General features: G+C 40.9%; 14 protein-coding genes. 3 read left to right on the top strand and 11 right to left on the bottom strand.

Going from position 1 to position 17995, the window contains the following annotated elements; all coding sequences use genetic code 11:
- Positions 1–249 precede the first annotated feature (249 nt).
- On the top strand, positions 250–1155 hold the full coding sequence (locus tag PR761_RS01385) for a TIGR01777 family oxidoreductase (RefSeq protein WP_006815553.1): 906 nt from the start codon (positions 250–252) through the stop codon (positions 1153–1155).
- On the opposite strand, the gene PR761_RS01380 is transcribed toward PR761_RS01385, so the two are convergent.
- From PR761_RS01380 to PR761_RS01330, 11 genes are all read right to left on the bottom strand, one after another.
- Positions 1156–1728 carry a UbiX family flavin prenyltransferase gene (locus PR761_RS01380; RefSeq protein WP_112837000.1) on the bottom strand — a complete coding sequence of 191 codons (573 nt, stop codon included), beginning with the start codon at positions 1726–1728 and terminating at the stop codon, positions 1156–1158.
- A gap of 257 nt (positions 1729–1985) precedes the next feature.
- The gene (gene purF / locus PR761_RS01375; protein ID WP_006815555.1) at positions 1986–3503 is read right to left on the bottom strand and encodes an amidophosphoribosyltransferase; all 1518 of its coding nucleotides are present in this window, start codon (positions 3501–3503) and stop codon (positions 1986–1988) included.
- Between the two features lie 14 nt (positions 3504–3517).
- Positions 3518–4021, bottom strand: coding sequence for a colicin V production protein (cvpA, locus tag PR761_RS01370; protein ID WP_006815556.1), 504 nt, complete (start codon positions 4019–4021; stop codon positions 3518–3520).
- A 177-nt stretch (positions 4022–4198) separates the two neighbouring features.
- Complete coding sequence (gene dedD / locus PR761_RS01365) at positions 4199–4885, bottom strand: cell division protein DedD (RefSeq protein ID WP_006815558.1); 687 nt, start codon at positions 4883–4885, stop codon at positions 4199–4201.
- 5 nt (positions 4886–4890) lie between these two features.
- Entirely contained in the window at positions 4891–6180 is a 1290-nt protein-coding gene (gene folC, locus PR761_RS01360; RefSeq protein WP_006815559.1) for a bifunctional tetrahydrofolate synthase/dihydrofolate synthase, read from the bottom strand.
- Positions 6170–7141: an acetyl-CoA carboxylase, carboxyltransferase subunit beta gene (accD, locus tag PR761_RS01355; RefSeq protein WP_006815560.1), complete on the bottom strand. Its 972-nt coding sequence runs from the start codon at positions 7139–7141 to the stop codon at positions 6170–6172. Before accD ends, folC begins: the two co-directional genes overlap by 11 nt.
- A gap of 159 nt (positions 7142–7300) precedes the next feature.
- Positions 7301–7987: a DedA family protein gene (locus tag PR761_RS01350; RefSeq protein WP_039855372.1), complete on the bottom strand. Its 687-nt coding sequence runs from the start codon at positions 7985–7987 to the stop codon at positions 7301–7303.
- Between the two features lie 35 nt (positions 7988–8022).
- Complete coding sequence (truA, locus tag PR761_RS01345; protein ID WP_006815562.1) at positions 8023–8838, bottom strand: tRNA pseudouridine(38-40) synthase TruA; 816 nt, start codon at positions 8836–8838, stop codon at positions 8023–8025.
- Positions 8838–9848, bottom strand: a complete 1011-nt coding sequence (locus PR761_RS01340) for an aspartate-semialdehyde dehydrogenase (RefSeq protein WP_154611175.1) — start codon at positions 9846–9848, stop codon at positions 8838–8840. Before PR761_RS01340 ends, truA begins: the two co-directional genes overlap by 1 nt.
- A gap of 73 nt (positions 9849–9921) precedes the next feature.
- Positions 9922–11046 carry a 4-phosphoerythronate dehydrogenase PdxB gene (pdxB, locus tag PR761_RS01335; protein WP_006815564.1) on the bottom strand — a complete coding sequence of 375 codons (1125 nt, stop codon included), beginning with the start codon at positions 11044–11046 and terminating at the stop codon, positions 9922–9924.
- Positions 11047–11137: 91 nt separating this feature from the next.
- Positions 11138–11959, bottom strand: coding sequence for an AraC family transcriptional regulator (locus tag PR761_RS01330; RefSeq protein ID WP_006815565.1), 822 nt, complete (start codon positions 11957–11959; stop codon positions 11138–11140).
- Positions 11960–12058: 99 nt separating this feature from the next.
- Here PR761_RS01330 and PR761_RS01325 point away from each other — a divergent pair, with 99 nt between their 5' ends.
- On the top strand, positions 12059–12979 hold the full coding sequence (locus PR761_RS01325; RefSeq protein ID WP_006815566.1) for a DMT family transporter: 921 nt from the start codon (positions 12059–12061) through the stop codon (positions 12977–12979).
- Between the two features lie 314 nt (positions 12980–13293).
- Positions 13294–17961 (top strand): tetratricopeptide repeat protein, encoded by a 4668-nt coding sequence (locus PR761_RS01320; protein ID WP_154611176.1) that lies wholly within the window; start codon positions 13294–13296, stop codon positions 17959–17961.
- Positions 17962–17995: the final 34 nt, after the last annotated feature.

Here is a 17995-nt window from a genome sequence, read left to right as displayed (position 1 = left end):
TTTTCATCAATATGATGCAAGGGATCCTAACCAAATTTGCCGCTGGACTCCATTACAAAAATCAACACATCCCTTTATTACAAAAATCAACACATCCCTTTAAGATATAATACAAAATTCTTTTTTTCGAACCGTTAACTGAAACCCAACAATTCCTAATTCCTAATGCTATAGTTATCTATAATAGGACGATAAATATTAGATTATTTAGGTATCGTGAGTAACCTAAAAATCGAATGAGGGTGGAAAATGAAAATTTTAATTACTGGCGGTACTGGGCTAATTGGCACACAACTCGTTCAAGAGCTAGTTATGCATTCCCACCAAGTCACCGTATTAAGTCGTTCCCCACAAAAAGTATATAGCTTATTTTGTAAAGCGGTAGAATGTTGGACGACCTTAAATGATAAAACCAACCTCAATGATTTTGATGTGGTCATTAACCTTGCTGGCGAACCTATCGCAGAAAAACGCTGGACTGCGGATCAGAAAAAAATTCTATGTGATAGCCGCTGGAAAATCACACAAAAAATCACAGATTTGATTAAAGCCAGCTCAAATCCACCCAGTGTATTTTTATCTGGCTCTGCTGTCGGCTATTACGGGGATCAAGGTCAATCCGTGATCACCGAAGTGGATCAACCTCATGACGAATTTACTCATGACCTTGCTGCCCGCTGGGAAGCTATCGCCCAAGAAGCAGAATCACCAAAAACTCGCGTATGTCTACTGCGAACAGGGTTAGTATTGTCCCCAAATGGTGGATTATTAGCAAAAATTCTGCCGATATTCAAAATGGGTGCAGGCGGGCCTATCGGCCATGGCAAACAATATATGCCATGGATTCATATTAAGGATATGGTAAAAGCGATTTGCTTTTTAATGGAAACTCCAGGGTTATCAGGTCCCTTTAATATGACCTCTCCTTACCCTGTTCATAATGACCAATTTGCAGCCATGATGGGGGATGTCACTAACCGCCCTTCTTTTATACGTACGCCAGCATTTGCAGTCAGAGCCGTATTGGGTGAATCGGCAACATTATTGCTAGGAGGGCAACAAGCCATTCCTAAACGACTAGAAGAAGCAGGATTCGAATTCGAATTTATTGAGTTAAGAATTGCTTTAGAGGATCTATTAACGCCTGAGCAATAATTATTTTGCACCTTGCCAACGAGTGAATAGATCTTGCTCTAGTTGAATATCAAACTGATCGAGTACTCTATTCACCGTTTGGTCAACGATATCTTGAATTGCTTGAGGTCGATGATAAAACGCTGGCATAGGTGGCATAATCACGGCGCCCATTTCTGCGGCTTGGACAAGTAAGCGCAAGTGACCTAAATGTAATGGTGTTTCACGAACTCCCAGTACCAATTTTTTCCCTTCTTTCAATACCACATCTGCGGCACGGGTGACTAAGGTATCAGTATAGCTATGTACGATGCCAGATAGGGTTTTCATGGTGCACGGCATAATTACCATACCTGCGGTACGAAAAGAGCCTGAAGAGATTGCAGCCGCGATATCTCGGCTATCATAAACATGGTCAGCGAATTGTTGAACATCTTTGACACTGTAGTCGGTTTCCAACGCCAATGTCTGACGCGCTGCCGCACTCATCACTAGATGGGTTTCTACATCTTGTACCGGTTTGAGTACCTCTAGCAATCGAATACCGTAGATTGCCCCACTCGCCCCAGTTAACCCAATGATAAGTTTTTTCATGTCAGCCCCAATTTCACGCAATTTCTTGCATTATATACCAAATGTCATGAAGTTGTAGGGCGCGAATTTAATGATAGAAAGGATATCAGGGGGGATTGGAACGTTGATTACATATAGTGTGATATTCAAACAAATTTTCTAAATAATTAGTTTCATAACTAGGCAGCAAACGAATGAGCGCTAGGAGCATACAAAAGTATGTGACTAGCGCTCACGAGTGCAGCTAACAACGTTGTGGAACTAATTATGAAGAAAATTTAGCCTTCGTTATAAATCTCAAGATCCTCAACATCACTCTGATCTTTCAATTTCAACTCATCATCTTTACGTAAATTTTCCAGATAATCTAAATAGGTTTGGTCAATATCTTTCGTCACATAGATGCCGTCAAATACTGAGCACTCAAATTCGTTGATTTCTGGATTCTCTTCACGAACCGCATCCACTAAATCGGAAAGGTCTTGGAAGATCAAACCATCTGCACCAATCAATTTACGAATTTCATCCACTTCACGACCATGAGCAATTAACTCATTAGCGTTTGGCATATCAATACCGTAAACGTTAGGGAAGCGAACTTCAGGAGCGGCTGAGGCGAAATAGACATTTTTAGCTCCTGCTTCACGAGCTAATTCAACGATTTGTTCAGACGTCGTTCCACGCACAATTGAGTCATCAACCAGTAAAACATTTTTATCACGGAACTCTGCACGGTTAGCATTTAATTTGCGACGTACAGACTTGCGGCGTTCTTGCTGCCCCGGCATGATAAAAGTACGACCTACGTAGCGGTTTTTTACAAAACCCTGGCGGTAAGGTTTATCGAGTATATGAGCAATTTCTAACGCAATATCGCAAGAGGTTTCAGGGATTGGTATGACAACATCGATATCCAAATCTTCCCACTCACGCGCAATTTTAGCCCCCAGTTTTTGCCCCATACGTAATCTTGCGTTATATACCGAGATTTTATCGATGAATGAATCTTGGCGAGCAAAATAGACATATTCAAAAATGCAGGGGGTCAGTTGCGGATTTTCAGAACATTGGCGAGTAAAAAGTTTACCGTCTTCAGTCACATAAACTGCTTCACCCGGTGCAACATCGCGTAAAAACTCAAAACCAAGGGTATCAAGCGCGACACTTTCTGATGCTACCATATACTCATGTTCACCCGTTTCCAGTACCCGGCGCCCTAGTACTAATGGACGAATACCGTGGGGATCGCGGAATGCCAACATACCGTGTCCAATAATTAGGGCAACACACGCATATGCACCACGAAGTTTTTTGTGCATAGAAGCAACTGCACTAAAAACGTTGTCTGGTTCAAGAGGAAAATGGTCAAATTTATCTAATTCGTAAGCTAATACGTTGAGTAAGATTTCAGAATCTGACGTGGTATTAACATGGCGACGCGCTGTTTCAAATAGGCTACGAGCCAATTCGTGCGCGTTTGTCAGGTTACCATTATGAGCGAGCGTAATACCAAAAGGGGAGTTCACGTAAAAAGGCTGAGCTTCAGATGCACTTGAACTACCCGCTGTTGGGTAACGCACGTGTCCTATGCCCATAGAACCTTGAAGCCGCAACATATGGCGAGTTTCAAAGACATCTTTCACTAAACCATTAGCTTTACGCAAACGGATATTATTTGTGCTATCAATCGTAGCAATACCCGCTGCATCTTGCCCACGGTGCTGAAGCACCGTTAGCGCATCATAAATTGATTGGTTTACCGGTGAAACACCGGCGATACCGACAATACCGCACATTTAGTCTTTCCTCATCAGCCAGACGGAGAAATATTCTCCGGTAGGAAACTTGACGCATTTTGCAGGTAGTCAAAAAACCACCTAATAATATGACTGAACTGCGGAATAAGTTCTGAACGCTGCCAATCCTCACTTTGAGGAAGTGGTGTGAAGGTATCGAGAAAGAACAATAGCGCCGATACAATCAATACCCCACGTAACGCACCGAAGCAGATCCCCAGTACACGATCTGTACCTGATAGTCCGGTTTTTTGGACTAATGAGCTAATCACATAGTTCACTACTGCGCCGACAATTAAGGTCGCAATAAAGAGAGCTGCAATCGCAATTCCGTTACGGATAAGTACATCCTCAAAGTTCGTAAAATAACTGGCTAAATAAGGATAAAAGGTACTCGCAACAAAAAATGCACAACCCCAAGTGATCAAGGATAATGCTTCACGAACAAATCCACGGATCAGGCTTACCAGTGCCGAGAAGCCAATAATGGCGATAATTGTATAATCAATCCAGACCATATCTCATTCCAAAATTTGCATTCACGACAACGGCGAATGCATTCTAACAGAAAACGAAAACGTTTGCGTAACCATTTTTTACTGAATTTAAAAAAACCAGCGGCGAAAAGAAAAAATCATAATCGCCGCAGTAAGTTACTAAATACCTTTATCTTTTAAGGATAATCACAGTGAAATTTAAGGTTTAAATGACTGTATTATTCCTTTAGTGCCGGTAATCGCATTTAATTCCGGTAGTGCAGACTCAAGCTTCTGCCTTGAAGCATCCGGTCCAACATAAATACGCGTTAACTTATTATTCACGGGTTGTGCCGGTACAGTATAAACCTGATACCCAGATAACCTCAATTTAGCTACGATCTCTTCAACCTTGTTGGCATTATTCAGTGCAATCACCTGCACCACATAGGCTTTACCTTGTGGCTCTGATTTTTGCTCTACTTTCGGTTCAGGTTTAGGCTCTGGCTTAGGTTCTGGTTTTGGTACGGGCTTAGGCTCCGGTTTAGGCTCCGGTTTTGGCTCAACGCGTGGTTTCTCTGGTGCGACATTTACAGGAATAGTCGCACCATTTTGGTTTGTGCTATTTGCTGCTACCGGCGGTTTTTCACTCTGTTGCTGTTCAGTGATAGCTTCCGATAACATTGCCTCGGAGGTTCCTTCTGAAGAAGCGGTTGATGCACTATGGGTAATCGGTGCAATTGCTTCAATATCTTCTTCATCACCCGGTTTAGGAATAATAGGAATGGCTGCAAATTCGTTCTCATTGTATTTCTTATCGCCATCCAGTAATGCAGGAAGCACAATAACCCCCACTGCTACTAAGACAATGGCGCCAGCAAGACGATTTTGAAATTGACTAGCCACTGGCTCTATCCTTTTGTTTTCTCTAATAACATCATGACATGCGCGACAGTATGGAATGAACCACACACCACAATCACATCTTGCGGCTGAGCATCATTACACGCCTGTTGCCATGCAGCTTCCACAGAATCAAATTCATTTGCATCATCAAGGTGTTGACTCAGTTGGGCCACATCCGCGCCTCGAAATTCTTTGAGAGGTGCTAAATACCAGTCAGTCACTTGCTTGGATAAACACTGCAATGTGCCTTGAATATCTTTATCTCCCAGCATACCGACAACCGCGCGAATACGTCGACCATCAACAATGGGCAATTGCGCCAATTTTGTCACCAAGTACCCTGCGGCATGTGGATTATGAGCGACATCCAAAATCTTTAGCGGATTTTCGCCAATAACCTGGAAACGCCCCGGCAGTTGAGCCGTTTGTAAACCATGATAGATTGCTTGATCCGTTATTTTTAGTGTTAATTCAGGCGCTATCTCCATTAAGCAGCTAATCACACCCATGGCTGTTGCCGCATTCGCTAATGGAACATTGGGTAATGGCAAATCTTGCCATGATCGTTGCTCACTTTCCCACGACCAATGATTACCATGCTCTTGGTAATTCCAATCTTTTCCACGACGAAATAAGCGTGTTCCAATCTTATCGGCATATTCTCCGATTGAGGCTGGCATATCCGGCTCACCTACGACACCATAATGGTCTTGACGGAAAATACCTGCTTTTTCATAACCGATATGTTCACGGTCAGAACCCAGCCAATCAGTATGATCAAGGGCAATACTAGTGATTGCCGCAATATCAGCATCCACGACATTGGTCGCATCCAAACGTCCCCCTAGCCCAACTTCAAGGATCACAATATCTAATGCTGCCTGCTTAAATAATTGTAGTGCAGCTAAGGTGCCATATTCAAAGTAGGTTAAAGAAATATTTCCACGTTGAGCTTCTATTGCCGCAAATGCCTGACAAAACTCACTTTCAGCAAGTTCTTGTCCTTGAATACGTACGCGCTCAGTATAGCGGATCAGATGTGGCGAACTGTATACCCCAACTTTCAATCCCGCAGCCATCAATATGCTTTCAAGGGTATGACAGGTTGTCCCTTTACCATTCGTGCCAGTCACCGTAATTACACGAGGTGCGGGTTGGGTTAAATTCATTTGGCGGGCGGCCTGCCCTACTCGCTCCAACCCCATATCAATATTTTGGCTATGCAGGTCAGTGAGGTAAGAGAGCCAAGCCTCCAATGGAGACTTGGCAGTAGGAATGATTTGCTTACTCATCATCTTTTTTATGCTTAGCAGAACCTTTCACTTTTTCTGTATTATCAATAGTATCTGCCAGATCAATTTCGACATCTACCACTTCAACAACCAGTGTTGGCTCAGGATTTAAGCTTGGCTTGTTAGTTAACATGGCCAAAATATCTGCTAGACGATCACGCATTTCAGGACGACGAATAATCATGTCAATCGCACCTTTTTCCAGCAGGAATTCACTGCGTTGGAAACCTGGTGGTAACTTTTCACGTACGGTTTGTTCGATAACACGAGGACCCGCGAAACCGATCAGCGCTTTTGGCTCAGCGACGTTGATATCACCAAGCATTGCAAGGCTCGCAGATACCCCACCCATGGTTGGGTCAGTTAACACCGAAATATAAGGCAGACCGCGCTCTTGCATTTTGGCTAGTGCAGCACTAGTTTTCGCCATTTGCATTAATGATAACAAGGCTTCTTGCATACGCGCACCGCCACTTGCTGAGAAGCAAACTAATGGGCAATTATCTTCAAGTGCTTGCTCAACTGCACGAACAAAACGCGCACCAACCACAGATGCCATTGAACCGCCCATAAAGGCAAATTCAAATGCAGCAGCAACGACAGGCATACCTTTTAAGGTTCCTTTCATTACAACCATTGCATCTTTCTCACCGGTTTCTTTTTGAGCGGCGCTAATTCTATCTTTATACTTTTTAGAGTCGCGGAATTTGAGGATATCTTTTGGCTCTAATTCGCTACCTAATTCCGTTGTTGAGTTTTCATCAAGGAAGGATTCAAGGCGTTGACGGGCGTGAATACGCATGTGATGGTCACATTTCGGACACACATGAAGATTACGCTCAAGCTCGGCGCCATATAGGACTTGTCCACAACTATCACATTTGCGCCAAACACCTTCTGGGATATTGGCTTTATGGGATGGGGTCGAAGTACCTTTTTTTAAAATTTTCTCAATCCAGCTCATTAATGGACCTTTTTGTCTGATTGCACTCTGATCATACCCAAAATTATGTTAGTGGCTGAATATCGTCAGCACTTCATATAATGGGTATAAATCAGTATGTTATTTTTTGCCATTAAACCACAATGATATCTCACTGTAGATAAAAACTTTTTAAACCTGTTATTGGTTATCGATTTTCTGCGTCGCCGCACTTTTGGCTCTCGCTGCTGCACGGCGATGTCGAATAATTTCAATAACACCCGGCAGAATTGAGATAAAGATAATCGCGACTATCAGTAATTTCAAATTCTTTTGTACTATCGGCAAGTCACCGAATAGGTAGCCTGCATAAGTAAACAATAGCACCCATAATAACGCACCCGCCACATTATAAAAGGCAAAATGACGATAAGACATTTTACCCATCCCTGCGACGAAAGGCGCAAAGGTTCTCACGATAGGAACAAAACGCGCTAAGATAATCGCTTTTCCACCATGCTTTTCATAAAATTCATGGGTTTTGTCTAAATATGAGCGACGGAAAATCTTTGAATCTGGATTCTTAAATAATCGCTCACCAAAAATACGACCAATGGTGTAGTTCACGGCATCACCAATAATTGCTGCAATAATCATCAGTAACACCATCAGGTGAACATTCAAATCATTGCTTGGTAATGCAGCAAGTGCCCCTGCAACAAATAATAACGAATCCCCAGGCAGGAACGGCGTAACCACTAAACCCGTTTCACAGAATAGGATTAAAAATAAAATACCGTATACCCAAGTACCATATTGGGCGACTAATTCTGCAAGATGCACATCAATATGCAAAATAAAATCAATAATGAAACTGATAAACTCCATGGGGTTCCTCATGTGGAGATTTATATTAAGGTCATTTAGATCAGATTATCTGCTAAAAATAGAGGCCCCATCACGTTTTGTGGTAGGTCAAATTTATCAGGGTAATCTACACTCACTAAATACAGCCCTTCAGCTTTCGCTGTTGCAGCGGCTTTAGTACGGTCTTTTAATTCTAATAACTGATGCATCCAATCAATATCTTGGTTACCACAGCCAATTTCCAACAGACTGCCTACAATATTCCTCACCATATGATGTACAAAGGCATTCGCCTTAATATCGACCACCACATAGTTTCCGTGACGGGTCACATTCACATGCATCACATTGCGCCAAGGTGTTCTTGACTGACATTGAACGGCTCGGAATGAAGTAAAATCATTTTCACCTAATAGCGCCTGAGCCGCTTGATGCATTCTCTTTTCATCCAGAGGATAGTGAAAGTGCGTCACGCCATTTGATAAAATTGCAGGTCGATAACGATGATTAAAAATCACATAACGATATCGACGTGCTGTTGCACTAAATCGAGCATGAAACTCTTCATCAACAGGCTTACACCAACGTACCGCGATGTCGGGGGGCAGATGTGTATTTGCCCCCATGGTCCACGCAGCTTCTTTACGAATGGCAGTAGTTTCAAAGTGCACCACTTGCCCTGTCGCATGGACTCCCGCATCAGTACGCCCTGCACAGTTTACACTGATGGGCTCTGCCGCAATTTTAGACAGTGCTTCTTCAAGACAGCCCTGAACACTTTTAACTTCTTGCTGACGCTGCCAACCATAATAACGACTGCCGTTGTATTCAATTCCAAGCGCGATTCGATACAACTTAGTTGATTCTGACATTAGTAAAACTGCTCCTGAACCAGTTTTTCTGCGGTTTCAACTGCCATTAATGCACCACCAAAGCGGACATTATCGGCAACTGACCAAAACTGGAGCACTTCAGGGATACCATAGTCATTACGAATACAACCGATACTTAAAGCGTCATTACCCGATGCCTCAGTCACCTGAGTTGGATAATCCCCCTCTTCTGAGACTTGAATATCAGAAAAACGTTCAAACTCTTCGCTTGCTTCTTCTGCACTCACAGGACGTAAGGTTTCTAAATGAACTACTTGCGCATTACCATAGAATACTGGCGCTTGAATAAAGCTGACAGCAACTGACAACCCGTCATCCTGTAAGACTTTACGCACCTGTTCAACTAAACGGCGTTCGTGTACTACGCTACCTTCTCTATCCGCCATTAATGGCAGCATATTGAAGGCTAATTGTTTACTAAAATAACCTTCTTCCGCCGGAATACCATTTAATAAACGTGCACTCTGTCCCGCCAAATCATCTACCGCAGCTTTGCCGTGAGCAGAAACCGATAACATGTTCGTCAGCGTAATTCGACCTAATCCAGCAGCATCGATCAATGGTTTGATCGCAGTTAATAGCTGACTAACATAACTATCCGCAACTGAAACAATATTGCGGTTACGATAATCGGCTAAGACTTGAGGGTTAACACCAGGAACCACTAGCGGCACGTCTGGATCTAAAGCAAATACCCCACTGCTATCAATCACAATACAGCCTTCTTGTGCTGCTAAATCAGCATATTGAGCGCTCGCTTCCTCACCTGCGGTGAAAAAAGCAATTTGTGCCTGTGACCAATCAAAACCGTCTACATTTTTGACTTGGTAACTTTTCCCGTTAAAACGAATGCTCTCCCCTGCACTGCGTTCACTCGCGAGTAAATAAAGCTCACCAACGGGAAACTCTCGCTCTTGGAGTAGTGATATGATAGCGTCGCCGACCGCACCGGTTGCCCCGAGCAATGCAATATTCCAACCTTCAGTCATGGTTTTTCCTCTAAAAATCAAAATGAAATGAGTCGTTATTCACACCCTCATTTCATTGAAAAATAATTTGCTATTAAATTTTAACGCTGAAACCTAACTCATTGAGTAATTTGGCGGTTTGCTCATCGTCACATTGAACCGTCAACGATGACCACTCCCGACGTTCTTGGTAGTTTTTACGTAACTTATCAAACTCACCGGAAATCCCCGCAACCGCTCGTAACGCAGCATCATCACGGCGAACATCATACACTAGATGAATTAATCTTTTGAGTTGGCTTTGCGTTAATTTACCGTTAAATGTAATTTCACTGATATCAGGTTTAGGTAATAAAGAAGCCAGTGAGACATGCGCCGTTTTGCCTAAAAATTGACAATACGCTTCATACACTTGAGTTGTTCCCCGAGCCTTACCCTCTAAGGTGTAACCCGCGATATGTGGCGTTCCAATATCTACGTATGCGAGTAATTCTGTATCTAAGTTTGGCTCTGGTTCCCAAACATCTAGCACCACACTCAAATACTTACCTTGTTGCAGTATGCTCAACAACGCTTGGTTATCAACCACTTCACCACGGCTTGCATTCACTAAAATCGTACCATCTCGTAAATTAGCAAGGCGCTGAGCGTCCATTAAATGGAATGTTGAATAGATACCATCCATATTTAATGGAGTATGGAAAGTTAAAATATCCGCTTGCTCTAATACGGTATCTAAAGAGACAAATGTGTCTTGATCTCCACGGTCAGCACGCGGAGGGTCACATAATAAAGTTTTCACTCCCCATGCCTGTAAGCGCTTGAGAAGGCGACCGCCCACATTACCCACGCCCACAATGCCGACAGTTTTATCTCGTAGATCAAAATTATCACGTTCAGCAAGCAGCAATAAAGAAGAGAAAACATACTCTACGACCGCAATAGCATTACAACCGGGTGCAGAAGAGAAGCCAATATTAGCCTCAGATAACCATTGGATATCCACATGGTCAAAGCCTGCTGTTGCAGTACCGACGAATTTTACTGGCGTATTATCCAGTAGAGATTTATTCACTTTGGTAATCGAGCGCACCATTAATGCATCTGCATCAATAAGTTCTTGTTCTGGTACTGGGCGCCCTGGCACAGCTTTCACTTCACCTAGCTGACTAAAAAGTGTTTCAGCATACGGCATGTTTTCATCGACCAAAATTTTCACTTAATTCGTCCCAATAGAATTGTTAATAATACCCATTGATGCCCTATTCGGCTGCCACACTATACTCCAAATCGTAGGTATGCAGAATCTTTTACCCTCGTAATAATGACTCATCTTGGGTAATAAATTCTTTGAAACGAAACCTATCTGGCGTTACACCAGAAATTTGCTGGAACATGGCAATAAATGCAGAAGCAGAGCTATACCCTACATCCAACGCCACCTCATGAACACTTTTGCCTTTTTCGAGTCCAGAGACTGCATGTAAATAACGCAAACGTTGCCGCCATTCGCTGAATGACATTCCCAATTCCTGTTGGCAGCGGCGAGATAGCGTTCGTTCTGAGGTGTAAAAGCGCTTAGCCCATTGAGCTAACGTTGTATTATCCGCAGGTTCTTTCTGTAATTCTTGTAAAATCGGTGCCAAAAATTTGTCTTTACTGGTGGGCAAATAGGTATCTTGGCAGGGGGAAATCGCAAATTGATCAATCAGCACGTCCCCGAGTCGCTTATCTTGCTCAGTTTCTGGCTGAACAATACCTCGCTGATACATATCAGCCATAATGGTTTGGAAAATAGAGCTTAGCCTTACCACACAGGCTCTATCGGCAAGTCTATGGCTATATTTCTGAGAAAAATCGATAATCCGAAATTTTACACTCTGCTTGTTAAAACTCGCATGTTGTGTGTTTGCAGGGATCCAAATACAAAATTCAGGAGGTGCCATATAGTGCTTACCTTCAACCTCCATCTCCATAATTCCACACACCACATACAGCAATTGACCAAAAGGATGAGAGTGAGATTTATATTCTGTTTGTTGGTTAATCTGTTCATGGCGTAGTGCAATAAAATCTGGTTCGATAATGTTGCATTCATTTATTTGCCACACATCATTTTGTGAATTATTCATCAGCCTGTCTGAAAAACGTTATCGATTGTCTGAATATCAGTATATATAATTTTTCAGACAGATGTATACTCCTGTGACTGATTAGGGAGAACCTTGTTAATGAAATATTTCCTGTTTCCGCTGATTGCGGTTTTACTGTGGTCGATGAATGCCATCGTCAATAAAGCAGCTGCGACTGCTATTGACCCTGCGGCAATCTCGTTCTATCGCTGGGCTCTAGCATTTTTGGTTATGACCCCATTTGTTTTACGCTCTGTATTGCGTCATGCCAAAATCATCAAACAACATTGGTGGCAACTCGCTATTTTAGGCGCTTTGGGCATGATGCTATACCAAAGCCTAGCTTATTATGCGGCTCATACGGTTAGCGCCACGTTTATGGGCGTCATGAACTCATTTATTCCACTGCTGACGGTGGTGATCAGCATTTTCGTCCTACGCGTTATTCCAACTGTTGGGATTGTTATCGGTTCACTACTCTCACTGTTTGGTCTGGCTTGGTTAGTCAGCCAAGGGAATCCAAGCTCGTTGCTCGATAATGGTCTTGGTCAAGGTGAGTTGCTGATGATTGTCGCCTCTGCAGCCTATGCGCTGTATGGTGTTCTCACCAAGCGCTGGGCGATTCAATTATCAAGTTGGGATTCTTTATATGTGCAAATTTTCTTTGGGGTTTTATTATTAATTCCTAATTTCTTACTCGCTGATGACGTTTCACTGAATCGAGATAATGTGGGGTTAGTTTTCTTTGCCGGGATTGCCGCGTCAATTATTGCCCCTGCATTATGGATCAAAGGCGTTATTCATTTAGGTGCAAACACCGCTTCAATCTTTATGAATCTCGCCCCCGTGTTCACAGCCATTATTGCTGTTTTCACTCTGGGAGAAGAGCTGAAAAGTTACCATTTAATTGGTGGTGGTGTCGTGTTACTTGGTGTGATGCTCGCTCAGCAATTACGCACTCCACTCACTCAAGTGTTTGCACGTAAAAGTAAAAGTGCACAAGAAGATATTTGTCCATAATTGACCTACTGTTATTTATCACTAAAAAATCAATGCAATGTCGTTAACTCATATGCCCCACTTTGTGGGGCTTTCCTTTATCCACATTAATTCCTATCACTAACCTCTCATATCTAAACTATAAATCGGTATTGGCACTCTTAAACTGAATAATCAGGCAAAATCTGATTGTATCTTATTTATATCTCCCTAGACTTAAGCCAAATAGCCCTCTGTTAATTAAGGGTATTCATATTGCCATGAAATATTGATTCGATATGCCTATAAGGATTATGGAATATCGAAAAATACATGCCCATTGAGATAAAATAACGATGACTAGACAACTTAAAATAGGTCTTTTTATATTTATAATAATTGCCATTTCAGCTGGTCTTTATCTTATAAATACCTCCAGCCAGTCCAATTCAGCACAAGCAGGTTACGATTTATATCAACAAGGCGAAACTGAAGCCGCTTTTGCTCTATTTCAAAAGAATGCAGAGAGCGACTCTCAATCCGCTTACGCATTAGCCGTGATGTATAAAGAAGGGATTGGAACACCGCCAGACGACAGTAAAGCCCAATATTGGTTGGAGAAATCCGCATCACAGAATAATAAAAGTGCACTCTATAACCTTGGCTTTTACCGCTACAATCAAGAAATAGAGGGAACACCAGACGACTTGTATGGCTTAGTCTCGTTAACAAAGTCTGCGGATTTTGGCGTACAAGAAGCTCAAATTATGGTCGGCAGTATTTATATTGCAGACAAGACTGAAAAAATCCCACAAGACATTGAACTAGCCCGCCAATATTTTACACTTGCGGCAAAACAAGATTCTCAATTTGCTAAATTTGCCCTTGGCTATATTGCTCATGATTTTGATAAAGACAATAAAAAAGCGGTAGAAATCTTAACCCCACTGGTTAGTAAAAACTTTCCATTACCTGCCATGTTGCTTGCAACAATCTATACGGAAGGTGGAAATGGAGTCACACCTAATAAATTTTTTGCCGAAAAATATGAGCGAATATCGATGGCGTCTGCCTTAGAGTTTGTTTCAGATACAAATGAATTTGAACCAGCCCCACTCTCTATTTATGGTTCTCAGACACCAGAAGAAAAACAAAAAATTATTGAAAATTTAGAAGAAAGAGCTCGCCAAGGGGATGAGCTAGCCATTTATATTTTATATCAGAAATATATGTTCGGTGATGGAGTTAAAAAGGATAAAAATATTGCATTAGCGTATTTGCGTCCTTTAATACAACAACGTTCACCAAAAGCTTTGTACTTAAATTACCTTACGGATAAAAATAATCTCGATGATTTAATCGAAGCAGCTGATCTCCAATACCCTGATGCGATGTATCAAGCATACCAAGTTTATTCAGGTAATACGTTTAATTTCAATATCGAACGCAATGACACACTCGCCAATAAATACCTCATGGGCGCAGCAGATTTAGGTCATCATGATGCTCTCGTTGAGATCGTTGAAAAATCAATTACCAGTTATCAATTTCCAAATCGTCAGTTAATTGATTTGATAACAAAATATACACCCATATTAATGGAGAGATACCCTAATTCACCGGAGGCTTTAGTCGTTACCAGCCAAGTATACGGTAAAGAAGATAGCCCACTATATTCTCCAGAAAAATCTTTTTCTGCTCTAGAAAAAGCTAATAAAATTGCCCCTGACTATAATTCTCAAGTACAACTAGCTCGTTATTATATTCGTGGTTTTGGTACAAAAACAAATTTAGAAAAAGCGGTTAATATACTCAAATCTAATTTAGATGACCGAGGTATCCCCTCCACTGCCGATCGCTTGTTAGTTCAACTTTATTATCATAGTGACATTCAGGCTTACATAGATGAAAGAACGATCATTGATATTTTAAAGAATGATGTTATAGAAAGAGAGAATTATGAATTAGCACATTTCTATGCCAATTATTTATTACAAGAGAACCCTGAAAAAAATAGCAAACTTGCTTTTGATTTATTTGAAAAATCGAGTGAATATAGCCAAAGTGCTCATATTCACTATGCCGCAGCATTATTAAAATACAAACCGGAGCAAACCGATTTTGCCTCTAAACTTATTGTCAATCTACTATCTTCGGAAAGTAATAAGGCAGAACTCACACCAGATGAAAAAGATGCAGCCACCGATATTCTCTTAAAAATAGGCTTCCAAGCACCAGAGACTAAAAGTTTACTGATAAATTTAGCGCTATATGACAAAAATTCAAAAGCTATCGCACTTGTAGAGCCACAAGTTTGTATTGACGCGGATATCACCTATTTATATGGCATTACAAAACTGACCCAATTAACCGAGGTCGACAGTTTAAGCAACGATGAACTCAAACCCTATTATGATACTATTCTCAACGCAGCTGAATTAGGTAGCTCATCCGCTCATTTGTATATAGCCCAAAACCTTGATAGTGTTAATTATTATAATAGAACACCCTATTATAAAGCCCGATTTCAACAGATCACCGGACTCAAGCCAAATGATCTAATCCCAAAATATAAAAAATGTGCAGAATTAGGCAATAATCGCTGCCTATATGAATTGGGTGAGATTTATCAAGAGGGAAAATATGGGGAAGATCCTAACTATGACATTGCATTGGAATATTATGGGAAAATATCAGATCCCGACTTTAGCTTTTTAAAATCACGTAAAAGTGAAATTGCAAAATCAAAAGCTAATTTCATTCAGATTCAAAATGATGCTAAGAACAACAATCCTGAAGCATTACGAACATTAGCTAATGCCTATAAATTTGGAAATTATGGGCAAAAAATTGATGAAAAAAAATGGCTTGAATATTTAACTATTAGTGCAAAATTCAATAACCAGCAAGCCTTAAATGATTTAGTCGATTATTACAGCCAAGACCAATTTATTGATGCTAATAAGGCTAAAATATTAGCTTATTATGACCAATTAGCTGAATTAGGTGACCAACATTATACCCGAGAGTTGGCTCATCAGTATTTAAATGGTAGCCGCCTTGTAGTAGCTAACCGCCAAAAAGCCCGCGAGTACTATATTAAGTCTGGGAGTTGGGGAGATCAGTATATTCGATATATGAACAAGTATGATCTTGGCATGAAAATGTTGAATGAAAGTCCATCAGCAAAATTCAATGTCGGGGATGCTTATTTATATGGTAATGGCGTAAAACAAGACACCAATGAAGCTATTAAATATTTAAAACAAGCCAGTGATGAAGGAAATAATTTAGCCATACGGCGTTACACCGAACTACTCTACATGGGTATTTACGATAAAGAGAAACACCAATGGCTTGCTGAACCAGATTGGGATAATGCCATATTTTATTTAAGAAAACACACGGAGCCTGAGCGTGTAAAAACCTATATTGATGTATATGAGACCCTCGTAGAGCCCGCACAAAAAGGGGATGCTGCTGCTTATGCAAAATTAGGTGACTGGTATTATTCTTGGGGAAATAACGCGGCAGCACAACTGTACTATATAAAAAGCATTGACGCAGGTAACATTGCAGCTTATCGCCCCTTAGACAGTGTTACTGAAGATCCTTTAGTAAAACGCCAAAATTATTTGGATGGAACAGCAAAAAATGACCTGTACTCCAAAGTTCAGCTTGCTCAAGTCTATCTGCATGACGTCAATATAGATAATAACTCTCCAGACTATAATCTTGCTCTGCAATACCTCGATGTCGGGATGAAATCTACTGATGCCTTTATTTCAGATAGTGCATTTGAATCATTAGCAAATTTATATAAAAACGGTATCTTGCTGGAAAATGATCAGATTCTACGTCCTATCAATAGTGAAAAGTACCTTGAATTAATTCAAAATCAAGCTGAAAAACGCCCTGATGCATTAATTCGTTTATATGACTATTACGCTAGCATCGATAAGCCAAAGGCTCTCGATTATTTATATCGTGCTCATCAGCAAGGGGACTTAAATGCCACCTTCAAGCTATATGAAATCAATAATCCAGGGGAATACTGTACCAACAGTCGTAATGCAGATATCGATAAATCTAGTATTTACTTAAAAGAATGGCTCGACAAAAAACAATTTGGAAAAAATACAGATAGAAGCTATATCCAAGAACCTGAAAATTTAAGTAAAAAAATGGGAGATGTGTACTTAGATGGAAGCTGTGATATGCCCAAAAATATCGATAAAGCTATTGAATGGTATCTAATTTCTTTAAATTATCATGATACTCATGCACTAAATAACCTGTATCAAGCCTATGTAGAAAAGAAGGATGCTAAACAGGCTTACTACATTGCATTACGTTTAGAGAAAGACCCTGAAAATATTGAGTTATTGGGTACATTATTACCGCAAGAACGACAAGAAATAGATCAACGAGTTGCAGATGAGCAAGCATTCCAAAAATATGGACGTTTTGCTCAGCAAATTGAAGAAAAACGCCTTAAAGCTGAAGCCGGAGATCGTATCGAAGCATTTTCATTAGGTATTAGTTATGCTCGCGGAGAAATGGTGCCAGAAGATACGCAAAAGATGATCTACTATTATGAATTAGCTGGAAAAAATGGTTACTCACGCGCCTACAATATATTAGGAAACCTTTATCGTAAGGATAATGAACGCGGCATTGAAAAAGACTTTCCTAAAGCCCTTTATTACTTTGATTTAGGTGCACAACAGAATGACAGTAATACCGCACATTTAGCCGGAGATATGCACTATTTCGGTCAAGGAATACCAAAGGATTATATCCAGGCTGCAAAATACTATGAGATTACCAACTTAGAACAAGGTACCCATCATGCAATGGCAAAATATAAACTTGCCTACATGTATTACAACGGTTTAGTTGGCACTAAGAGTAAAGACGATATTCAAAAAGCCCATGATTATCTTGAGATGGGTGCAAAATATTTAGATAAAGACTCGATGGTGGCATTAAAGGAATGGGATTTTAGTATTTTAAATCAATAGATTATTAACTCACACCAATAAAAGTATCTCATTC

Origin of the sequence: Providencia sp. PROV210 (assembly GCF_028479445.1) — a bacterium.
Taxonomy (GTDB): domain Bacteria; phylum Pseudomonadota; class Gammaproteobacteria; order Enterobacterales; family Enterobacteriaceae; genus Providencia; species Providencia rustigianii.
Note: the sequence above shows the minus strand (reverse complement) of the source record. Positions and strands in the feature narration are given on the sequence as shown.

Excerpts from the sequence above, each read along its gene's own strand:
- cvpA (WP_006815556.1), bottom strand. The coding sequence starts at position 4,021 with ATGGTCTGGATTGATTATACAATTATCGCCATTATTGGCTTCTCGGCA.
- PR761_RS01380 (WP_112837000.1), bottom strand. The coding sequence starts at position 1,728 with ATGAAAAAACTTATCATTGGGTTAACTGGGGCGAGTGGGGCAATCTAC.
- PR761_RS01350 (WP_039855372.1), bottom strand. The coding sequence starts at position 7,987 with ATGGAGTTTATCAGTTTCATTATTGATTTTATTTTGCATATTGATGTG.
- PR761_RS01325 (WP_006815566.1), top strand. The coding sequence starts at position 12,059 with ATGAAATATTTCCTGTTTCCGCTGATTGCGGTTTTACTGTGGTCGATG.
- truA (WP_006815562.1), bottom strand. The coding sequence starts at position 8,838 with ATGTCAGAATCAACTAAGTTGTATCGAATCGCGCTTGGAATTGAATAC.
- PR761_RS01330 (WP_006815565.1), bottom strand. The coding sequence starts at position 11,959 with ATGAATAATTCACAAAATGATGTGTGGCAAATAAATGAATGCAACATT.
- PR761_RS01385 (WP_006815553.1), top strand. The coding sequence starts at position 250 with ATGAAAATTTTAATTACTGGCGGTACTGGGCTAATTGGCACACAACTC.
- PR761_RS01340 (WP_154611175.1), bottom strand. The coding sequence starts at position 9,848 with ATGACTGAAGGTTGGAATATTGCATTGCTCGGGGCAACCGGTGCGGTC.
- purF (WP_006815555.1), bottom strand. The coding sequence starts at position 3,503 with ATGTGCGGTATTGTCGGTATCGCCGGTGTTTCACCGGTAAACCAATCA.
- accD (WP_006815560.1), bottom strand. The coding sequence starts at position 7,141 with ATGAGCTGGATTGAGAAAATTTTAAAAAAAGGTACTTCGACCCCATCC.
- folC (WP_006815559.1), bottom strand. The coding sequence starts at position 6,180 with ATGATGAGTAAGCAAATCATTCCTACTGCCAAGTCTCCATTGGAGGCT.
- PR761_RS01320 (WP_154611176.1), top strand. The coding sequence starts at position 13,294 with ATGACTAGACAACTTAAAATAGGTCTTTTTATATTTATAATAATTGCC.